Here is a 16,865-nt window from a genome sequence, read left to right on the forward strand (position 1 = left end):
CGCCAGCCGATCGCCACGACTCGGCGAGTCAGGAGGTGAAGCCGGTTCGCCAGGTGGGGTGGGTGGGGGACCAGCCGAGCGAGTGTGCGTAGGCGTTGGAGGCTCCACGAGCCCATGGGGTTCGCGCGGCATCCGCCTCACCCGGTACGGCGCCCGCAGTTGGACCGCCCGCGGCTGCATTGTCCGCCGTTCCACCGCCCGCAGTCTGACCGGCCGCAGCTCCGCCGTCCGCGGCTCCGCTGTCCGCGGCTCCGCTGTCCGCGGCTCCGCTGTCCGCGGGGGTGGTGGGGTGGGGGGCGGTTGCGTTGGATGAGGGGGTGGGTTTTGGGGGAGGGGCGCCGACGGACTGGGCGAAGGTGGGGGTCCAGGTTGAGGCGGGGGCGGGGTCGTTGTCGACGATGTTCACGGGGCCGGTGGGCCAGGTGAGGGCGGCTGCTGCGGCTGTGGCGGCGTCGTCGATGTGGAGGAAGCTGGTGATGTCGGGGCCGGTGGGGAGGTTGGCGGTGGTGGCTAGGTCGGCCATCAGGGCGCCCTTGGTGTACCAGGTGTCGGGGCCGTAGAGCATGCCGTAGCGGAGTACGACCCACTCGGGTGCTTCGGCGGTGATCGCCTCCAGGGTGGCGACCGCCTCGACCGTGGCGCGGCGGGTGGCGTCCGGGGCGTGCAGGTCGAGTGGGGTGGATTCGGTTGCGGGTGTCGAGCCGGGCTCGTACGCCCACGCGATGCTCTGCGAGACAATCCGCCGTACGCCGGCGGCCAGGGCTGCGTCGACCAGGTTGCGCGTGCCCTCGCGGCGGATGCGGCTGTTCGCCGCGAAGTCCCGCGTCGCTAGATCAGTCAGCTGATGCATCACCACATCCGGCCGAGCCTCCGCAACCACCTCCCGCAGCCGCTCAGCGTCATACACATCCCCGACAACAGTCGTCACCCCACCGCTCGTCGTCCCACCCGATCCGCCGCCGGATGAGCCCCCACGACCCAACCTCCCGCCCGATCCACCGCTCCCGCCGACGGCCGTCATCCCACTACCCGTCGTCCCACCCGATCCGCCGACGGGCGAGCCCCCGCCATCCAACGTCCCGCTCGACCTATCGCTCCCGCCGACGGGCGAGCCCCCATCATCCAACCTCTCGCTCGACCCACCGCTCCGGCTGACGGATGAGCCCCCACCGCCCAACCTCCCGCTCGACCCACCGATCCCGCCGTCGGATGAGCCCGCGCTACCCAACTTCCCGCTCGACGTATCCGGGTTGGGGCGGCGGGTTAGGGCTGTTACGTGGTGGCCCTGGGCTGCTAGGAGGGGGACGAGGCGGCGGCCTATTGCGCCGGTGGCGCCGGCGATGAAGATCCTCATGGGAGCCACCGTAGGCAACTGGGTGCCGGTCGGGCTGGGCCAATTGGTGAGCGGTTTCCCGGTCCACTTCCAACTGGGGTGAACAAGCGTTTACGATGCTGGGTAAACAACTGTTCACCTCTGTGAGGACTTCGCTTGACCGTCCGTCCTGCTGCCCGTCCACGTCTGGTCCTAGCAGCGCTAGCGTTCTGCGGCGTGCTGGTCTCGATCAGCCAGACCATCGTGGTGCCACTGCTCCCCGAACTCCCCGCGATCACGCACAGCCCGCCGTCCGACGTCAGTTGGCTGATCACGGTCACGCTGCTCACCGGCGCGGTGTTCACGCCGCTCCTCGGCCGAGCAGGCGACATGTACGGCAAGCGCCGCGTCCTCCTGATCGCCCTCTCGTCGATGGTCGTGGGCTCCCTGCTCTGCGCGAGCAGTTCGAATTTGAGCGTGCTGATCGTCGGCCGTGCGTTCCAGGGCGCCGCGGTCGCGGTCGTCCCGCTCGGCATCAGCATCCTGCGCGACGAACTGCCGCCGCGCCGGGTGATCCCGTCGATCGCCATCATGAGCTCGACGCTGGGCATCGGCGCGGCGTTCGGCATCCCGGCAGCGACGCTCGTCGTCGAGTACGCGAACTGGCACACGATGTTCTGGATCAACCTCGGCCTCGGAGTGCTCGACATCGTCCTGGTGCTGCTGATCGTGCCGGAGTCCGCGATCCGCACCCGCGGCCGGTTCGACATCTTCGGGGCCGTCGGACTCAGTGCGTTCCTGGTCTGCCTGCTGCTCGCGGTCTCCAAGAGCAGTGCCTGGAGTACGACGACGATCGTCGGCCTGTCCGCCGCCGCGATCCTGATGGTCCCGCTCTGGGGCTGGTACGAGTTGCGCACGAAGAGCCCGCTCGTCGACCTTCGCGTTTCCGCGCGGCCGGCCGTTCTCTTCACGAACCTCGGCGCCCTCTTGATCGGATTCGCCTTCTACGCCAACTCGCTCTCGACCGCCCAACTCGTCCAGGAGCCGACCTGGACCGGCTACGGTCTCGGCGAATCCATCGTGGTCAGCGGTCTGTGCCTGCTCCCCGGCGGTGTCGCGATGGTGCTGCTCTCACCGGTGTCGGCCCGGATCTCGAGCGCGCGCGGCCCGCGGTTCACGCTCGCGATCGCGTCGGTGCTGATGGCCGCCGGGTACGTCGTCCGCCTCTTCACCAGCAGCAACGTCGCCGGGATCGTGATCGGCGCAACGGTCGTCAGCGCCGGAACCGCCGTTGCGTACTCGGCGCTTCCGGCCTTGATCATGCATGCTGTGCCGGTGACCGAAACAGCCGCGGCGAACGGCCTCAACACGTTGATGCGCACGATCGGGCAGGCGATCTGCAGCACGATCGTGGCCAGCGTGCTTGCCGGCGTCACGATCTCCTCGGGCGGCCGGGTCGCGCCCGCGCTGTCGGCGTACCTGATCGTGTTCGTCATTGCCGGCATCTCGGCGCTGGTTGCCGCGGGTCTGGTCATGTTCATCCCAGCGCGGCGGCCCGAGCCGGTGGCGGTCCAGGTGAGGATGTGACGGACCCGGGGCGGACCACGATCCTCCGTGCGGCGCGCAAGGCGTTCGCACGGGAGCCGTACGACGCGGTCACGTTGCGCGGGGTCGCTGCGGACGCCGGTGTGAGTGCCGCCCTGATCGTCAAGCACTTCGGCGGCAAAGAGGCGCTCTTCGAGCGGGTCGCCGACTTCACCGAGGCCGCCCAGCTGCTGCTCGCCGCACCGAACGAGCGGCTCGGCGAGCACGCGGTCCGCACACTCGTCGAGTACCGCCGGGACAACGATCAGGACCTGCTCGTCCGGGTCGTGTTCGCGGCCGGCAAGGCCGACGAGCGGGCGCAGATCCGCGAGCACTTCCGCGACCAGGTCACCCGCGCCTTCGCCGCGCGGCTGACCGGACCGGATGCCGAGCTCCGGGCGGCCCTGATCACCGCGCACCTACTAGGACTCGGTGCCGCGATCGCGATCGACAAGACGGGCCCGATCGCCACCGCGGACGTGGCGACCGTCGCGGAGCTCTACGCCCCGGCGATCCAGCAACTTATCCACTGATTGAACGCCCGTCCTAGAATGTGGACAAAGCGCTTGGCGCTGAGTGTGACGCCACTAACATGGGGCATCCAGGCCGAGAGGCGCTGCAACGGACCCGGGTCCGCCACGCTCGACCTGGAGCACTGATGCAAGGGCGCCTCCGGAGAATTCTTCTGGAGGGGTTGGCAGATGAGTGAAGCCGCGCTGCGGGACCTGCTGGATCAGCGCATCGCAGTTCTCGACGGTGCCTGGGGCACGATGCTCCAGGGCGCCAAGCTGCAGACGGCCGACTTCCAGGGCGATCGCTTCGGGAACCACACGCATGACGTGACCGGCGACCCGGACGTGCTGAACCTGACCCGGCCGGACCTGATCCTCGACGTCCACCGGCAGTACCTGGCGGCCGGCGCGGACATCACCACCACGAACACCTTCACCGCGACGAGCATCGGCCAGGCCGACTACGGCCTGCAGGCCCACGTCCGCGAGCTGAACGTCGCCGGCGCGCGGCTGGCCCGCCAGGCGGCCGACGAGTTCGGCGGCAGGTTCGTCGCCGGTTCGATCGGCCCGCTGAACGTGACCCTGTCGCTGAGCCCGCGCGTCGAGGACCCGTCGTACCGCGCTGTGTCCTTCCAGCAGGTGAAGGACGCGTACGCCGAGCAGATCGCGGCGCTCGCCGAGGGCGGCGTCGACCTGCTGCTGATCGAGACGATCTTCGACACCCTGAACGCCAAGGCCGCCGTCGCCGCGGCCCGCGAGGTCGCGCCGCAGCTGCCGCTGTGGATCTCGGTGACGATCGTCGACCTGAGCGGCCGGACGCTGTCGGGGCAGACCGTCGAGGCGTTCTGGAGCTCGGTCGAGCACGCCGCCCCGCTCGTCGTCGGCGTCAACTGCTCCCTCGGCGCCGCCCAGCTGCGCCCGCACGTGGCCGACCTGGCCCGGTTCGCCGGCACGTACGTCGCCTCGCACCCGAACGCCGGCCTCCCGAACGCGTTCGGCGGGTACGACGAGACGCCCGAGGAGACGTCGGCGCTGCTGCGGGAGTTCGCCGAGTCCGGTCTCGTCAACATCGTCGGCGGCTGTTGCGGTACGACGCCTGCCCACATCAAGCAGATCGCGGCCGCTGTGGAGCAGCTGCCGCCGCGCACCGTCGTACCGTCCGATCACACCACCCGGTTCTCCGGCCTCGAGCCGTTCAAGATCAGCGCCGACACCGGGTTCGTGATGATCGGCGAGCGGACCAATGTCACCGGGTCGGCGAAGTTCCGCCGGCTGATCGAGGGCGACAACCACCAGGCCGCGGTCGACGTGGCGCTGGAGCAGGTGCGCGGCGGCGCGAACCTGCTGGACGTGAACATGGACGCCGACCTGCTCGACAGCGAGCAGGCGATGACCACGTTCCTGAACCTGATCGCGACCGAGCCCGAGGTGGCCCGGATCCCGATCATGATCGACAGCTCGAAGTGGTCGGTGCTCGAGGCCGGCCTGAAATGCGTGCAGGGCAAGGGCGTCGTCAACTCGATCAGCCTGAAGGAGGGCGAGGAGGAGTTCCTCGACCGCGCCCGCCGCATCATGTCGTACGGCGCCGGCGCGGTCGTGATGGCATTCGACGAGCAGGGCCAGGCCGACACGGTCGAGCGCAAGGTGGCGATCTGCGGCCGGGCCTACGACCTGTTGACCGGTATCGGTTTCCCGGCCGAGGACATCATCTTCGACCCGAACGTGCTCGCGGTCGCGACCGGCATGTCCGAGCACAACGGCTACGCGAAGAACTTCATCGACGCGCTGCCGCTCATCAAACAACGCTGTCCCGGCGTCCACATCAGCGGCGGTATCTCGAACCTGTCCTTCTCGTTCCGCGGCAACGACATCGTCCGCGAGGCGATGCACTCCGCGTTCCTGTACCACGCCGGCAAGGCCGGTCTGGACATGGGAATCGTGAACGCGGGCCAGCTCGCGGTCTACGAGGACATCCCGAAGGACCTGCTGGAGCTGGTCGAGGACGTCATCTTCGACCGCCGCGACGACGCCACGGACCGCCTGGTCGCGTTCGCCGAGAACGTGAAGGGCAAGGGCAAGCAGCGCGAGGTCGACCTGACCTGGCGTGAGGGCACGGTGGAGGAGCGGCTGTCGCACGCGCTCGTGCACGGCATCGTCGACTTCATCGAGGAAGACACCGAGGAGGCCCGGCAGAAGCTGCCGCGGCCGCTAGAGGTGATCGAAGGCCCGTTGATGGACGGCATGAAGGTCGTCGGCGACCTGTTCGGCGCCGGCAAGATGTTCCTGCCGCAGGTGGTGAAGAGCGCCCGCGTCATGAAGCGCTCGGTCGCCTACCTGGAGCCGTTCATGGAGGCGGAGAAGGAGCAGGCCCGGCTCGAGGGCCGCGCCGAGTCCGTCCGCGGGCAGGGCAAGGTGGTGCTCGCGACCGTGAAGGGCGACGTCCACGACATCGGCAAGAACATCGTCGGCGTGGTGCTCGGCTGCAACAACTACGAGGTGATCGACCTCGGCGTAATGGTGCCGGCGGCAAGGATCCTCGACACCGCAGTGGCCGAGGGCGCGGACGCGGTCGGCCTGTCCGGCCTGATCACGCCGTCGCTGGACGAGATGGTGTCGGTGGCCGCGGAGATGCAGCGGCGCGGGCTGAAGCTGCCGTTGCTGATCGGTGGCGCGACGACCTCCAAGCAGCACACCGCCGTCCGGATCGCACCGGCGTACGAGAACACCACTGTGCACGTGTTGGACGCCTCGCGGGTCGTCGGCGTGGTGTCCGACCTGCTCGACTCCGACCGCGCCGCAGAGCTTGCCAAGAGCAACAGTGTCGAGCAGGAGCGGTTGCGCGAGCAGCACGCGAACAAGCAGCGCGCACCGATGCTGACACTGGCCGAGGCGCGGGCGAACAAGGAAACCGTCGAGTACGGCGAGCTTCCGGTGCCGGAGTTCACCGGCCTGCGGTACGTGTCGCCGTCGATCGAGACGCTGCGCGAGATGATCGACTGGCAGTTCCTCTTCCTGGCTTGGGAGATGAAGGGGAAGTACCCGGCGATCCTGGACCAGCCGGTCGCGCGGGAGCTGTTCGACGACGCGAACACGTTGCTGGACGAGATCATCGCGAACGGATCCTTCACCGCGGAGGGCGTGTACGGGTTCTGGCCGGCGCACAGCGAGGGTGACGACATCGTCCTGGACGGACTGGACCGGTCGTTCCCGATGCTGCGGCAGCAGACCGCGAAACCGGCCGGGCGGGACAACCGCTGCCTCGCCGACTACATCGCGCCGTCCGGTGATCATCTCGGCGGGTTCGGGGTCGCGATCCACGGCGCGGAGGCGCTGGCGAAGTCGTACGAGGAACGCAACGACGACTACCGGGCGATCATGGTCAAGGCACTGGCCGACCGGCTCGCGGAGGCGTTCGCGGAGTGGATCCACCTGGAGGCGCGGCGGGCGTGGTTCGAGCCCGACGCACAGCCGGTGCTGGAGGACCTGCACGCGGAGCGGTTCCGCGGCATCCGGCCGGCCCTCGGGTACCCGGCGAGCCCGGACCACAGCGAGAAGCGGGACCTGTTCGAGCTGCTCGCGGCGGAAAAGATCGGCCTCGGGCTGACCGAGTCGTTCGCGATGACGCCAGCCGCGGCGGTGAGCGGTCTGATCTTCGCGCACCCGGCGTCGCGTTACTTCAGTGTCGGCCGCCTCGGGCGCGATCAGATCGAGGACTACGCCGTACGGCGGAATCTCCCGGTCGCTGAGGTCGAACGCTGGCTCCGGCCGAACCTGGCCTACGACCCGGAGTGACCGGGGCCAGGGCCGGATCCTCCACCAGCCGTCGCAGCTGTGGGTCGATCCGCTCCGACGCCCTCCGGACGGCCGTGGCCGCGAGCGACGGGTCGCGCTTCGCGACGGCCTCGGCGAAGCCCCTGCGGAGCGCGGCCTCGGCAGAGAACGTGTCGGACGGCGACAGCTCGTCGGTGCCCGGAAGCAGCTTGAGGATCTCGCCGTACCGTTCCTCGGGTTTTGTCGCGATCAACGCCTCGGAGAGGGCGGCGTAGTCCTCAGGTCCGACCGGAGCGCCCGGGCCCTGCTGCCGGACGATCTCCGTCATCAGTTCCCGTGCTGCCGCTGCCGCCGCCGGGTTCCGGCCGGCGAAGGCGAAGTCCTGCACCTCGGCGACGGGGACGAACTTTCCGGATTCGGTCTTCGGCCAGAGCTCGGGCAGACGTTCCTGGGTCCATACGTCGGCCAGCCCGTCGTCCAGGTCGGCCTCCTGCTCGTGGAGCCCGCCGATGTTGTCGAACAGTGGGCTGCTCAGCCCGGCCGACTGCGACATCGTGTGCCCGGTGGCGCGGACGAGCCGTTCCGCATCGCCCCGCTTGGGCTCCCCAGCGCCGTACCGGCGGACCGTGTCGGCCAGCTCCTCCGGCAGGAACAGCGGGCTGTCGTTCGACCGAAGTGAATGGACCGCGTCCGTCGGCTCGCGATCGTTCGGCCGGACGACGAAGTCGATGCCGCGCCAGCGGACGACGCGATCGGTGGTCTCGCTGACGGCTTCGACGATCGACTCTCCCCAGGAGACGCACGGATCGTCTGTCTTGACCAGGCCAATGGCCACAGCGCGTTCTCCTTCGTGAGAGAAGCCGAACGACGCAAGCGTAGGGGCGTAGCGGGTTCATTTACCCTGGCGGCATGACTGTGCGACCCGCTGTTGCTGAAGATGCCGATGCGGTGGCCGCGATCTGGTACGTCGGTTGGCAGGACGGCCACCTGGGACATGTGCCCGACGAACTGGTCGCGCACCGGACCAAGGAGTCGTTCTGGACCCGGGCCGCGCAACGGGTCGAGGACACCACGGTCGCCGTCGTCGATGACGAGATCGCCGGCTTCGTCATGGTGGTGGGCGACGAGGTCGAGCAGGTATACGTCGCACGTGAACACAGGGGATCGGGCGTCGCCACGACGTTGCTCGCCGAAGCCGAGCGGCAGGTGAAGGCAGCAGGTCATCAGGAAGCCTGGCTGGCCGTGGTGACCGGCAACGCGCGGGCGCGCCGGTTCTACGAACGCTGCGGCTGGACCGACGGCGGACCGTTCGACTATCCGGCGCCAGTCGAACGCGGAACGTTGCCGATCCCGTGCCACCGGTACCTCAAGCAGGTCTAGCGAACGCAGGATTCCCCTGAACCTCGGACCGTCAGGCCGCCGACGGGCCCGGACGGGGGTTAGTTTGCTTGCGCAAGCATTCCCGTTTCCCTGAAGAGGTCACCATGGCATTCCGTTCCTGGCGCCGGCCGTCCCGCCGCATGGTTCTGACCAGCGTCGCCGCGGTCGCGATGACATCGGTCGTCGGCGGAGTCGCGTACTCGGCCGGCGCCGCGACGCAGCAGCCGGCGATCCAGACGTCGACACCGCACAGCGAGAGGCAGGTCACCAACATCGACGTACTGCGTCAGCAGCTGCGCAACTACTACGGCGACCCGCTCGGCTCCGGCAACTTCGCGGCGGACAGCAACTACGCGAAGGAGGCGACGAAGGTCGCCGCCGCGGGAACGCACTGGATCTCGGCGACGCACCACACCGCCAGGACCAAGGCGATCCTGCTCGACGTCGACGACACGTCGCTGGCCACCTGGAACTACGAGATCGCCAGCAACTGGGCGTACAACCCGGCCACGAACGCGGATTACGTGCTGAACCAGCGGTTCCCGGCCGTTCCCGGCATGGTCGACCTGGTCAAGACGGCCGAGCGTGAGGGGTACGCGATCTTCTTCCTGACCGGCCGCGGCGCCGCGCAGGAGCAGGCGACGTTGGGCAACCTCACCGCTGACGGTGTCGGCGTCGACGCCGGGTACCCGAAGCCGACGACGCTGAGCAACGGCGAGGACGGCCTGTTCACGAAGCCGGCCGTCGCCAACTACCCGGACTACCTCAAGCAGGCGTGCGCAGGCGACCCGAACGGATCCTGTACGACGATCCACTACAAGTCGGCCACCCGCGCGCACATCGAGTCCCTCGGCTACGACATCGTCGCGAACTTCGGCGACCAGTTCTCCGACCTCAAGGGCGGTTTCGCCGACCGCACCTTCAAGCTCCCGAACCCGAACTACTACCTGCCCTGATCTCTGGGTAAAGCGCCGTACAGCAAGGCTCGCAGGGCGTCGGTCAGGGCCGGCTCGAACTCCATCCGGATCGCGCTCAGCGCCGGGTCGGTCTCGTAGGCGGCCAGGATCGCCGGCACCGGATGGGAGTGGGTCCAGATCGCGCCCGCGAGCAGGCTCGCGGCCGCGATGAAGCGGCCCGCTCCCTCCGGGCCGAGCTCCGGCAGTACGCCGACGACCACCCCGATCATCTGTTCGTACGCGACCATGGCCGCGCGTTTGAACGTGAGTGCCGTTTCGGTCGTGATGTTCCGCTCCAGCACGGCCGCCTGCGTACTGATCAGATCGCAGAGCACCGGCCGCTTCGCCAGCGTGCCGACGATGGTCGTGACAAGCCGGTCGGCCCGCTCGTCGGTCGACGCGGGGGCCTGGTCCGACAGAACGGTCGCCAGGTCCTGCACCCAGGCCGACAGCTCGCTGCTCGACAGTTCGAGCAGGACGGCCTCGCGGGAGTCGAAGTAGTTCAGCACGTTCGACTTCGCCAGGCCGACGCGACGACTCAGCTCGTTCAGGCTGAGGTCCGCGACCGGCATCTCGGCCAGCATCGCGGCCGCGGTCGCGAGGATCGCCCGCCGCCGCTCGGCCCGCTGCTCCGGTCTGCGCGCGCGCTGGAAAGTCATGCCCACAGTCTACAGACCAGCGGTCTGTTGTTATCGGACCGCTGGTCTGATAACGTCGAAGCCATAACAGACCAGCAGTCTTTTATGGAGCGTGGAGTATGTACGAAGTCCCCGACCAGACCGGCAAGCTCGCCGTCGTCACCGGCGCCAACAGTGGGACCGGCAAGGAGGCCGCCAAGCGGCTCGCGGCCGCGGGTGCGCGGGTCGTGATGGCGGTCCGGACGCCCGCCAAGGGCGAGGCGGCGAAGGCCGAGATCCTCGCCGCGCATCCGGGCGCCCAGCTCGAGGTACGGCGGATCGACCTGGCCGACCTGGTCTCGGTCCAGGAGTTCGCCGAGCAGCTGACCGCCGACGAGCCGCATCTGGACCTGCTCGTGAACAACGCGGGTGTGATGAACCCGCCCGACCGGATGGTCACCAAGGACGGCTTCGAGCTGCAGTTCGGCTCGAACTACCTCGGTCCGTTCGCGCTCACGGTCCGCCTGCTGCCGCTGATCCTGGCCGCCCCGTCGCCGCGGGTCGCGACGATGGCCAGCGGTGCGGCGAACTTCGGCCGGATCCACTTCGACGACCTGCAGTGGGAGCGACGCTACCGGTCGACGGCGGCGTACTCGCAGTCGAAGCTCGCCGACCTGATGCTGAGCAACCAGCTCGCCCGGCTGTCGACCGAGCACGGCTGGAGCCTGCGCAGCGTCGCGGCCCATCCCGGATTCACGAACACCAACCTGCAGACCACCGGACCGAGCCTCGGTCGCGACCGGATGCCGCTGGCTTCGCGGTTGCTGTTCCGCTTCGTCCCGTTCCCTTCACAGGGCGTCGAGACCGGCACCGAACCGCTGTTGTTCGCCGCAGCGGACCCCGCCGCCGAGCACGGTGCGTACTACGGCCCGTCCGGACGTTTCGGCCTCGTCGGCCCCACCGCGTTGGCCAAGCAGCCCAAGGCGGCGCTCGATGTCGAGACCAGCGCCCGGCTGTGGACGGTCTCCGAAGGACTGACGGGGGTCTCGCTGCCGTCTATCCTGCGCAAGTGAGTGAGTGGTCGAGTGGTGGAATCTACGAGTCGTACGTAGGCCGCTGGAGCCGTCTCGTCGCGCCGGAGTTCGTCGGCTGGCTGGAGCAGCCGGCCGGACTGCGCTGGCTCGACGTCGGCTGCGGTACCGGCGCGCTGACCAGCACGATCCTTCGGACGGCGGATCCGGCGTCCGTGCTCGGTGTCGACCCGTCGGAGGGCTTCATCGGCTATGCACGGGAGGTCGTCAACGATCCGCGGGCGGCGTTCGAGGTCCGGTCCGCGGCCGAGCTCCCGGACGGCCCGTACGACGTGGTCGTCGCCGGGCTGGTGCTCAACTTCATCCCCGAGCGGGTCGGGGCGCTCCGCCGGATGCGCGAGATCGGTACGACGGTCGCGGTCTACGTCTGGGACTACGCCGGCGGCATGCAGCTGATGCGGTACTTCTTCGACGCAATGGCCGACGTACGCCCGCAGGACCGGGACCACGACGAAGGCCGCCGGTTCCCCTTCTGTACGCCGGAAGGCCTCGAGGGGCTGTTCCGCGAGGCCGGGTTCGGTGCGGTGCGGACGCGCGAGATCGTCGTACCGACGGAGTTCGCGACGTTCGACGACTACTGGGGGCCGTTCCTGGGCGGGCAGGGCGTGGCGCCGGCGTACCTGCGCAGCCTCGATCCGGCGGACCAGGAGGCGCTGCGGGACGCCGTACGGGCGCGGCTGCCGATCTCTGTTGACGGGTCGATCAGCCTCACGGCGCGGGCGTGGGCGGCGGCCGGCTGAGGTCGTCGTCTCGGCGCGAACATCTGGGGATCATGTCAAGACTGCGCGTTCGACTCCGTCGTACCTGTGAGAGGAGAGCGCCGATGAAGTTTCTACTGATCCTGCAGGGTGATGGTGAGCCACGCCTGCAGCGCGACGAGTTCGAACGAGTCGCCCACGACGCCGGCGAACTGGTCGGCGGCGAGCTGCTCGCGGACCCCCAACTGTCCGTCCGGCTGCCCGACCGCGAGCCGACGAGGATCGACGGGTACTACGTGATCGACGTGGAGAACCGCGACCGCGCCGTCGAGCTTGCGCGCCTGCTACCAGACGCGCAAGCCGCCGGCCGCTCAGTCGAGATCCGCGCGGTCATGCACCCCGCCGCGGTTGATTTGTAGCGCGGGTGATGGTGGTACGCGACAGCCTCACCGAGGACGAGGCACGGCGGTACACCGGCGAACTCGGGTGAAATCACTGTCCGAGGTGAGCGAGCAGGACGGAGTCCGACCGGACCTCATCCTCCCCAAACCAGTTTGGGGAGCGTCGACGCACGGACCGGGGAGTCCTACGTCCCGATTCGGGGGGACAGGACTCCCCGAACCAGTTCGGGGCTAGGGCACGACCCTGAACCACAGGCTGGTCGCTAGTGGCGTTTCCGTGACGCTCAACCGTTCGAGACGGACGGTGTCGCCGCCGGGGCGGGTGAACAGGCGGGTGCCGTCGCCGAGCATGACCGGGGCGTAGAAGAGCAGCACCTCGTCCAGTTCGCCGGCCTCGATGCACTGTTTGGCGATGTTCGCGCCGATCACGTTCACGTACTTGTCGCCGGCCGCCTCCTTGGCCTGGGCGAGAGCTTTCGCGAAGTCGTCGACGTACGTGACCCCTGCCTCCGGGTCGGATGGCGGCCGGTGCGTGACGACGTACGCCGGTCCGCTCCAGCCACCGCCGAACGCCTCACCCTCCCCGGGCTCGCCCTTGTGCGGGTCGTCGCCGTCGTGCGACCGGCGCCCGATCAGCAGCGACCCGATCCGGGGGAGTAGGTCGTCGACCTCCGGGTTGGGGCCGAGATACGGGCGCATCCACTGCATATCGCCGTCCGGGCCGGTGATGAAGCCGTCCACCGACAGCGTCACCGAGTACAGCACCTTCGCCATGAGGGCCTCCTGCTTGTTCGTAGGTGCTTGTTGAGACGACTGAGCCGAAGAAAACTCATCGGCGCGACAGACCCGGCGCGCCCTCCGAGGAATTCACTGGTGTCCGGCGGCCGTCCGGACCATCATGGGTCGCATGTCTGCCAAGGCTGCTGCTTACTGATCGTCACCGCGCCCCGATGACTCCTGGCGCGTCCGATCAAGCCCGTCCCGAGGACGGGCCCCGCAGCGTGCAGTCCTTCAGCCTTGGAGCCAGCCTTCCCATGACTTCTCAGTCATCGTGGGTCGAGGTCGCGTGTGACGAGTCGGGGTTCTCCGGAACCAACCTGCTCGACCCCGCCTCACCCGTCATCACCCATGCCAGCGTCGATCTCGCCGTACCAGCGGCCGCCGACGTGATCGACGTACTGCGAGACCGTCTGCGCCGCCGGACGGAGTACAAGTCCAACCAGTTGCTGCGACCCGAGCAGCGGCCCGCGCTCGAGTGGTTGCTCACCACGCTGCGTGGGCATGCGCACGTCCTCACCATCGACAAGACCGCGTACGTCGCCGCGCGGGTGTTCGAGCTGTTCACCGAGGAACCGTCGTACGGCGCCGGCACCAGCCTCGGCACGGACCACGCGGAGATGGCCGCGGCGCTACGGCACCGGACCGGCTTCCTGGCGGCGTTCGTGGACCTGACCCGGACTAAGCGCGTGCGACTGATGGATCACGCGGCGGTGGACCGGTTCTTCGCGACGATGCCGGCCGACGTACCCGCGCTGCGTGCGGTGACCCGGGCTCGGGTCGAAGAGGTGATGCAGCGGCTGATCGACGAGGATCCGGAGCTCCCGCCGCCGCTGGAGCCGCTGGTGCCGGCGCTCGCCGAGACGTTGCTGTACTGGAGCGCCGGCGGTCGTTCGGTCGTCGTGGTGCACGACGAGCAGAGCGCTTTGACGCCGGGCCGGGTGGCACGGATGGGCGAGTTCCTCGCTTCCCGCGTGGAACCGGCGCCGTTGCGGTCGTTCGTGCAGGTCGACTCCAAGCACGATCCGCGAGTGCAGGTGGCCGACTTCCTGGCCGGCATCGCGCGCCGTCGTACGCCGGACCTGGTGGAGCTGCTGGAGCCCTACACCTGTGCGGCGACGAACTCGTCCCAGGTGTGAGTGCCGATGTCGGCGCCGGTGAGGGTGAGGTTGCCGCCCGCGCGGTACACCTTGCCCGCCTTGCCGGGAACACGGATCGGCAGCGACAACCGGTGCTTGCCGGTGGCCCGTAGGTAGTCGCGAGCCAGCTCAGACAGGCTGTAAACCTTAGGTCCGACCAGGTCGGGGACGAGGCCCTGCGGTTCACCGAGCGCGAGCTCGGCGAGCCGTGCGGCCACGTCCCGGCCGTCGACCGGCTGGAAGCGGATGCCGCCGGGCATCGGCATGACAGGCAGTTTCGCCATCGTCCGCGCGGTGTTCCAGGCGAAGTCGTGCAGCTGGGCGACGCGCAGTACGGTCGACGGCACCGAGGATTCGCGGACGGCCTGCTCGGCGCCGAGCTTCGACTTGAAGTACGTCAGCGGCAGCTGGTCGACCGCTGTCACCGAGATGTGCACCAGATGACCGACCTTCGCCCGCTCGGCCGCCTTGACCAGGTTGCGGGTGCCGAGGTCGTCACCCTTCGGGCCGCCGGCCAGGTGCAGGATCACGTCGACGCCGTCCACGGCCCGGGCCAGGCCCTCGCCGTTCAGGAGATCGACGGCCAGGTACTCGACGCCGTCGCCGCGATCACCCGCGTGCCGGCTCAGGACGCGCACCTTGCTGCCGGCCGCCTGGAGCAGCGGAACCACCTGACGGCCGATCGTTCCCGTACCGCCTGTCACCAGGATCGTGCTCATGAGCTTGCTCCGTTCTCGTCTGTGTGTTCTGCAGCGCTGACGGCGCCCGGTGAGCGAGTGTGACCAGATGTGAGCTGGAATACATCCAGGCAAAATGTCGAGGGTCTGCCCGCGCCTCCGACGTCCGGGGTGCCAGGGCGCAGTACGGCGTACCGGCACGACACAGGAGGTTCTCTCATGAAGTACGTGGTTCTGATCCACTCCAACATGCAGCCGTGGGGTCACCCGACAATCGACTTCACCGAGGTCGGCCGCGCGATCCCGGCGGACGAGCGGACCGCGATGGGCAAGGAGTTCGACGAGATGCTCGCCGAGCTGTCCGCGTCCGGCGAACTGGTCAGCGGCCTGGCGTTGGACGCACCATCAACCGCCCGGACCTACCGCTGGGAAGGCAAGCGCCCGGTCAGCACCGACGGGCCGTACGCCGAGTCCAAGGAGCAACTCGCCGGGTTCTTCGTCCTCGACTGCGCCACCCGAGCCCGGGCCGAGGAGCTCGCCGCCAAGTTCGCCGGCCCCGGCGACATCATCGAGCTCCGCCCGGAAATGGAGTTCTGAGGGCGATTCCGGACAGTAACGAACGAGTGTGACGCAACTGGCGATCCGGAGTGACGTACGCCGTACCGCCGGAGCGGAGGCTCCCATATTCTTTGGGACTTACCGAGAGTCAGGAGTGTGCCGTGACCACTGTCTTGCTGATGGGCCCTCCTGGGGCCGGTAAGGGTACGCATGCGGGCCACCTGGCCGCTCACCTCGGTGTGCCCGTCATCTCCACCGGTGACCTGTTCCGACGCAACATCGCGGACGGCACCGAGCTCGGCAAGACGGCGCAGGGTTACCTCGACGCGGGCGAGTACGTGCCCGACGAGGTCACCAACGCGATGGTCCGCGACCGCCTCGCGGACGCCGAGGCCCGTCCGGGATTCGTCCTGGACGGGTACCCGCGCACGCTCGACCAGGCCCGCGTCCTGGACGAGATCCTCGGTGCGCAGGGCCGTTCGCTGGACGCGGCCCTGGTCCTGCAGGTCGAGGCCGAAACCCTCGTCCACCGGCTGCTCCGGCGCGCCGAGATCGAGCACCGCTCGGACGACACCGAGGAAGTCATCCGCCGCCGCTTCGAGGTCTACCACGAGCAGACCGCGCCGCTGATCCACTTCTACTCCGGCCGCGGCATCCACCATGAGGTCGACGCGTCGGACGACATCGACACGGTCCGCACCCGCGTCTGGCAGGTCGCCGTACAACTCAAGCCGGCTGCGTGATCAGCTGCGCCAGGTGGGGGCTATCGAACTGCGGTAGCGGCGGCCGAAGAGGCCGAGGATGACCGTGATGACGGGTTTCGGGATGTTGTCGGTGACGGCGGCGGACTCCGCGGGGGTGGCGCCGTCGAGGGCCCACGCGAAGAACGTACCGCCCTGGACCGGGCCGACCTTGGCGAACTCGCGGCCCATCGCCTTCAGCTCGGGCGAACCGACGTTGGCCCGGTAGACGGGCTCGATCTCCGCCTCCTCGTGTTCGAGGTGCTCGACGGTGACCCGTTGCAGCTCCTGAATCGCAGCGCGTGCTGTGGCCGCGTCGTCCGCGCTCGCGGAGTTCCGCAGGGCACCCATCGCGGTCCGCGATGCGGCGAGCGCGCCTGCCATCGTGTCGTGCTCGGCATCCAGTTGCGCCAACAGCTCCGGGCTCACGCCGAGTTTCTGCAACGCCGGCCACGCGATCTCGTGCTCACCCTCGTGGTGCCGGGTCAGCTGGCTGTCGAAGTTCTGCCAGGCCGCGGCCAGCTGCGCCGCGCGCGTGCGGTCCCCGTCCCGGAACCGCTCCAGTGCATGCAGGAATCGATCCAGGTCCCGTCGAACGGCGGCATGGATCGCCTTGTTCATACTCATTTCCCCCATGGCCGGGAGTATGCGT

17 protein-coding genes, 1 pseudogene and 1 riboswitch are annotated in these 16,865 nt (G+C 68.8%); of the genes and pseudogenes, 11 read left to right on the forward strand and 7 right to left on the reverse strand.

Annotation, left to right across the window (positions count from 1 at the left end; all coding sequences use genetic code 11):
* Nucleotides 1-28: 28 nt before the first annotated feature.
* Both EV651_RS05320 and EV651_RS42905 read right to left on the reverse strand, forming a co-directional pair.
* Nucleotides 29-928 carry an NAD(P)-dependent oxidoreductase gene (locus EV651_RS05320; RefSeq protein WP_238156715.1) on the reverse strand — a complete coding sequence of 300 codons (900 nt, stop codon included), beginning with the start codon at nucleotides 926-928 and terminating at the stop codon, nucleotides 29-31.
* A gap of 324 nt (nucleotides 929-1,252) precedes the next feature.
* Nucleotides 1,253-1,354, reverse strand: a pseudogene (locus EV651_RS42905) (NAD(P)H-binding protein); the annotation flags it as partial.
* Nucleotides 1,355-1,489: 135 nt separating this feature from the next.
* Here EV651_RS42905 and EV651_RS05330 point away from each other — a divergent pair.
* The 3 genes from EV651_RS05330 to metH all read left to right on the forward strand — a co-directional run bounded on the left by EV651_RS05330 (nucleotide 1,490) and on the right by metH (nucleotide 7,200).
* Nucleotides 1,490-2,899, forward strand: a complete 1,410-nt coding sequence (locus EV651_RS05330; RefSeq protein ID WP_133782615.1) for an MFS transporter — start codon at nucleotides 1,490-1,492, stop codon at nucleotides 2,897-2,899.
* On the forward strand, nucleotides 2,896-3,429 hold the full coding sequence (locus tag EV651_RS05335) for a TetR family transcriptional regulator (protein WP_133782617.1): 534 nt from the start codon (nucleotides 2,896-2,898) through the stop codon (nucleotides 3,427-3,429). The genes EV651_RS05330 and EV651_RS05335 overlap by 4 nt, the downstream gene beginning before the upstream one ends.
* 69 nt (nucleotides 3,430-3,498) lie before the next feature.
* Nucleotides 3,499-3,575, forward strand: a riboswitch (S-adenosyl-L-homocysteine riboswitch).
* A 22-nt stretch (nucleotides 3,576-3,597) separates the two neighbouring features.
* Nucleotides 3,598-7,200, forward strand: coding sequence for a methionine synthase (gene metH, locus EV651_RS05340; RefSeq protein WP_133782619.1), 3,603 nt, complete (start codon nucleotides 3,598-3,600; stop codon nucleotides 7,198-7,200).
* Here the strand turns inward: metH and EV651_RS05345 are convergent.
* Nucleotides 7,085-8,014 (reverse strand): hypothetical protein, encoded by a 930-nt coding sequence (locus EV651_RS05345; RefSeq protein WP_133782621.1) that lies wholly within the window; start codon nucleotides 8,012-8,014, stop codon nucleotides 7,085-7,087. The genes metH and EV651_RS05345 overlap by 116 nt on opposite strands.
* A gap of 74 nt (nucleotides 8,015-8,088) precedes the next feature.
* Between EV651_RS05345 and EV651_RS05350 the strand changes: the two genes are divergently transcribed.
* Together EV651_RS05350 and EV651_RS05355 are read left to right on the forward strand one after the other, a co-directional pair.
* Entirely contained in the window at nucleotides 8,089-8,559 is a 471-nt protein-coding gene (locus EV651_RS05350; RefSeq protein ID WP_133782623.1) for a GNAT family N-acetyltransferase, read from the forward strand.
* A gap of 104 nt (nucleotides 8,560-8,663) precedes the next feature.
* On the forward strand, nucleotides 8,664-9,515 hold the full coding sequence (locus EV651_RS05355; RefSeq protein WP_133782625.1) for an HAD family acid phosphatase: 852 nt from the start codon (nucleotides 8,664-8,666) through the stop codon (nucleotides 9,513-9,515).
* On the opposite strand, the gene EV651_RS05360 is transcribed toward EV651_RS05355, so the two are convergent.
* Nucleotides 9,503-10,174, reverse strand: a complete 672-nt coding sequence (locus EV651_RS05360) for a TetR/AcrR family transcriptional regulator (protein ID WP_133782627.1) — start codon at nucleotides 10,172-10,174, stop codon at nucleotides 9,503-9,505. The two genes, EV651_RS05355 and EV651_RS05360, sit on opposite strands and share 13 nt — an antisense overlap.
* 98 nt (nucleotides 10,175-10,272) lie before the next feature.
* Here EV651_RS05360 and EV651_RS05365 point away from each other — a divergent pair, with 98 nt between their 5' ends.
* The 3 genes from EV651_RS05365 (at nucleotide 10,273) to EV651_RS05375 (ending at nucleotide 12,340) form a co-directional block, all read left to right on the forward strand.
* Nucleotides 10,273-11,205: an SDR family oxidoreductase gene (locus tag EV651_RS05365; RefSeq protein ID WP_133782629.1), complete on the forward strand. Its 933-nt coding sequence runs from the start codon at nucleotides 10,273-10,275 to the stop codon at nucleotides 11,203-11,205.
* Nucleotides 11,202-11,963: a class I SAM-dependent methyltransferase gene (locus EV651_RS42205; RefSeq protein ID WP_133782630.1), complete on the forward strand. Its 762-nt coding sequence runs from the start codon at nucleotides 11,202-11,204 to the stop codon at nucleotides 11,961-11,963. Before EV651_RS05365 ends, EV651_RS42205 begins: the two co-directional genes overlap by 4 nt.
* A gap of 83 nt (nucleotides 11,964-12,046) precedes the next feature.
* Entirely contained in the window at nucleotides 12,047-12,340 is a 294-nt protein-coding gene (locus EV651_RS05375; RefSeq protein WP_133782632.1) for a YciI family protein, read from the forward strand.
* Between the two features lie 213 nt (nucleotides 12,341-12,553).
* Here the strand turns inward: EV651_RS05375 and EV651_RS05380 are convergent, their stop codons facing one another.
* On the reverse strand, nucleotides 12,554-13,096 hold the full coding sequence (locus EV651_RS05380; protein ID WP_133782634.1) for a dihydrofolate reductase family protein: 543 nt from the start codon (nucleotides 13,094-13,096) through the stop codon (nucleotides 12,554-12,556).
* A gap of 260 nt (nucleotides 13,097-13,356) precedes the next feature.
* On the opposite strand from EV651_RS05380, the gene EV651_RS05385 reads away from it, so the two are divergent.
* The gene (locus EV651_RS05385; RefSeq protein WP_133782636.1) at nucleotides 13,357-14,238 is read left to right on the forward strand and encodes a DUF3800 domain-containing protein; all 882 of its coding nucleotides are present in this window, start codon (nucleotides 13,357-13,359) and stop codon (nucleotides 14,236-14,238) included.
* On the opposite strand, the gene EV651_RS05390 is transcribed toward EV651_RS05385, so the two are convergent.
* The gene (locus EV651_RS05390) at nucleotides 14,202-14,957 is read right to left on the reverse strand and encodes an SDR family oxidoreductase (RefSeq protein WP_133782638.1); all 756 of its coding nucleotides are present in this window, start codon (nucleotides 14,955-14,957) and stop codon (nucleotides 14,202-14,204) included. The two genes, EV651_RS05385 and EV651_RS05390, sit on opposite strands and share 37 nt — an antisense overlap.
* Nucleotides 14,958-15,134: 177 nt before the next feature.
* Here EV651_RS05390 and EV651_RS05395 point away from each other — a divergent pair, with 177 nt between their 5' ends.
* Together EV651_RS05395 and EV651_RS05400 are read left to right on the forward strand one after the other, a co-directional pair.
* On the forward strand, nucleotides 15,135-15,512 hold the full coding sequence (locus EV651_RS05395) for a YciI family protein (protein WP_133782640.1): 378 nt from the start codon (nucleotides 15,135-15,137) through the stop codon (nucleotides 15,510-15,512).
* A gap of 122 nt (nucleotides 15,513-15,634) precedes the next feature.
* Nucleotides 15,635-16,216, forward strand: coding sequence for an adenylate kinase (locus tag EV651_RS05400; protein WP_255512148.1), 582 nt, complete (start codon nucleotides 15,635-15,637; stop codon nucleotides 16,214-16,216).
* Here EV651_RS05400 and EV651_RS05405 read toward each other — a convergent pair whose 3' ends face one another.
* A complete protein-coding gene (locus EV651_RS05405) occupies nucleotides 16,217-16,849 on the reverse strand; it encodes a hemerythrin domain-containing protein (protein WP_133782642.1) in 633 nt (210 codons plus the stop codon).
* Nucleotides 16,850-16,865: the final 16 nt, after the last annotated feature.

This window comes from Kribbella sp. VKM Ac-2571 (assembly GCF_004362255.1).
Classification (GTDB): domain Bacteria; phylum Actinomycetota; class Actinomycetes; order Propionibacteriales; family Kribbellaceae; genus Kribbella; species Kribbella pratensis.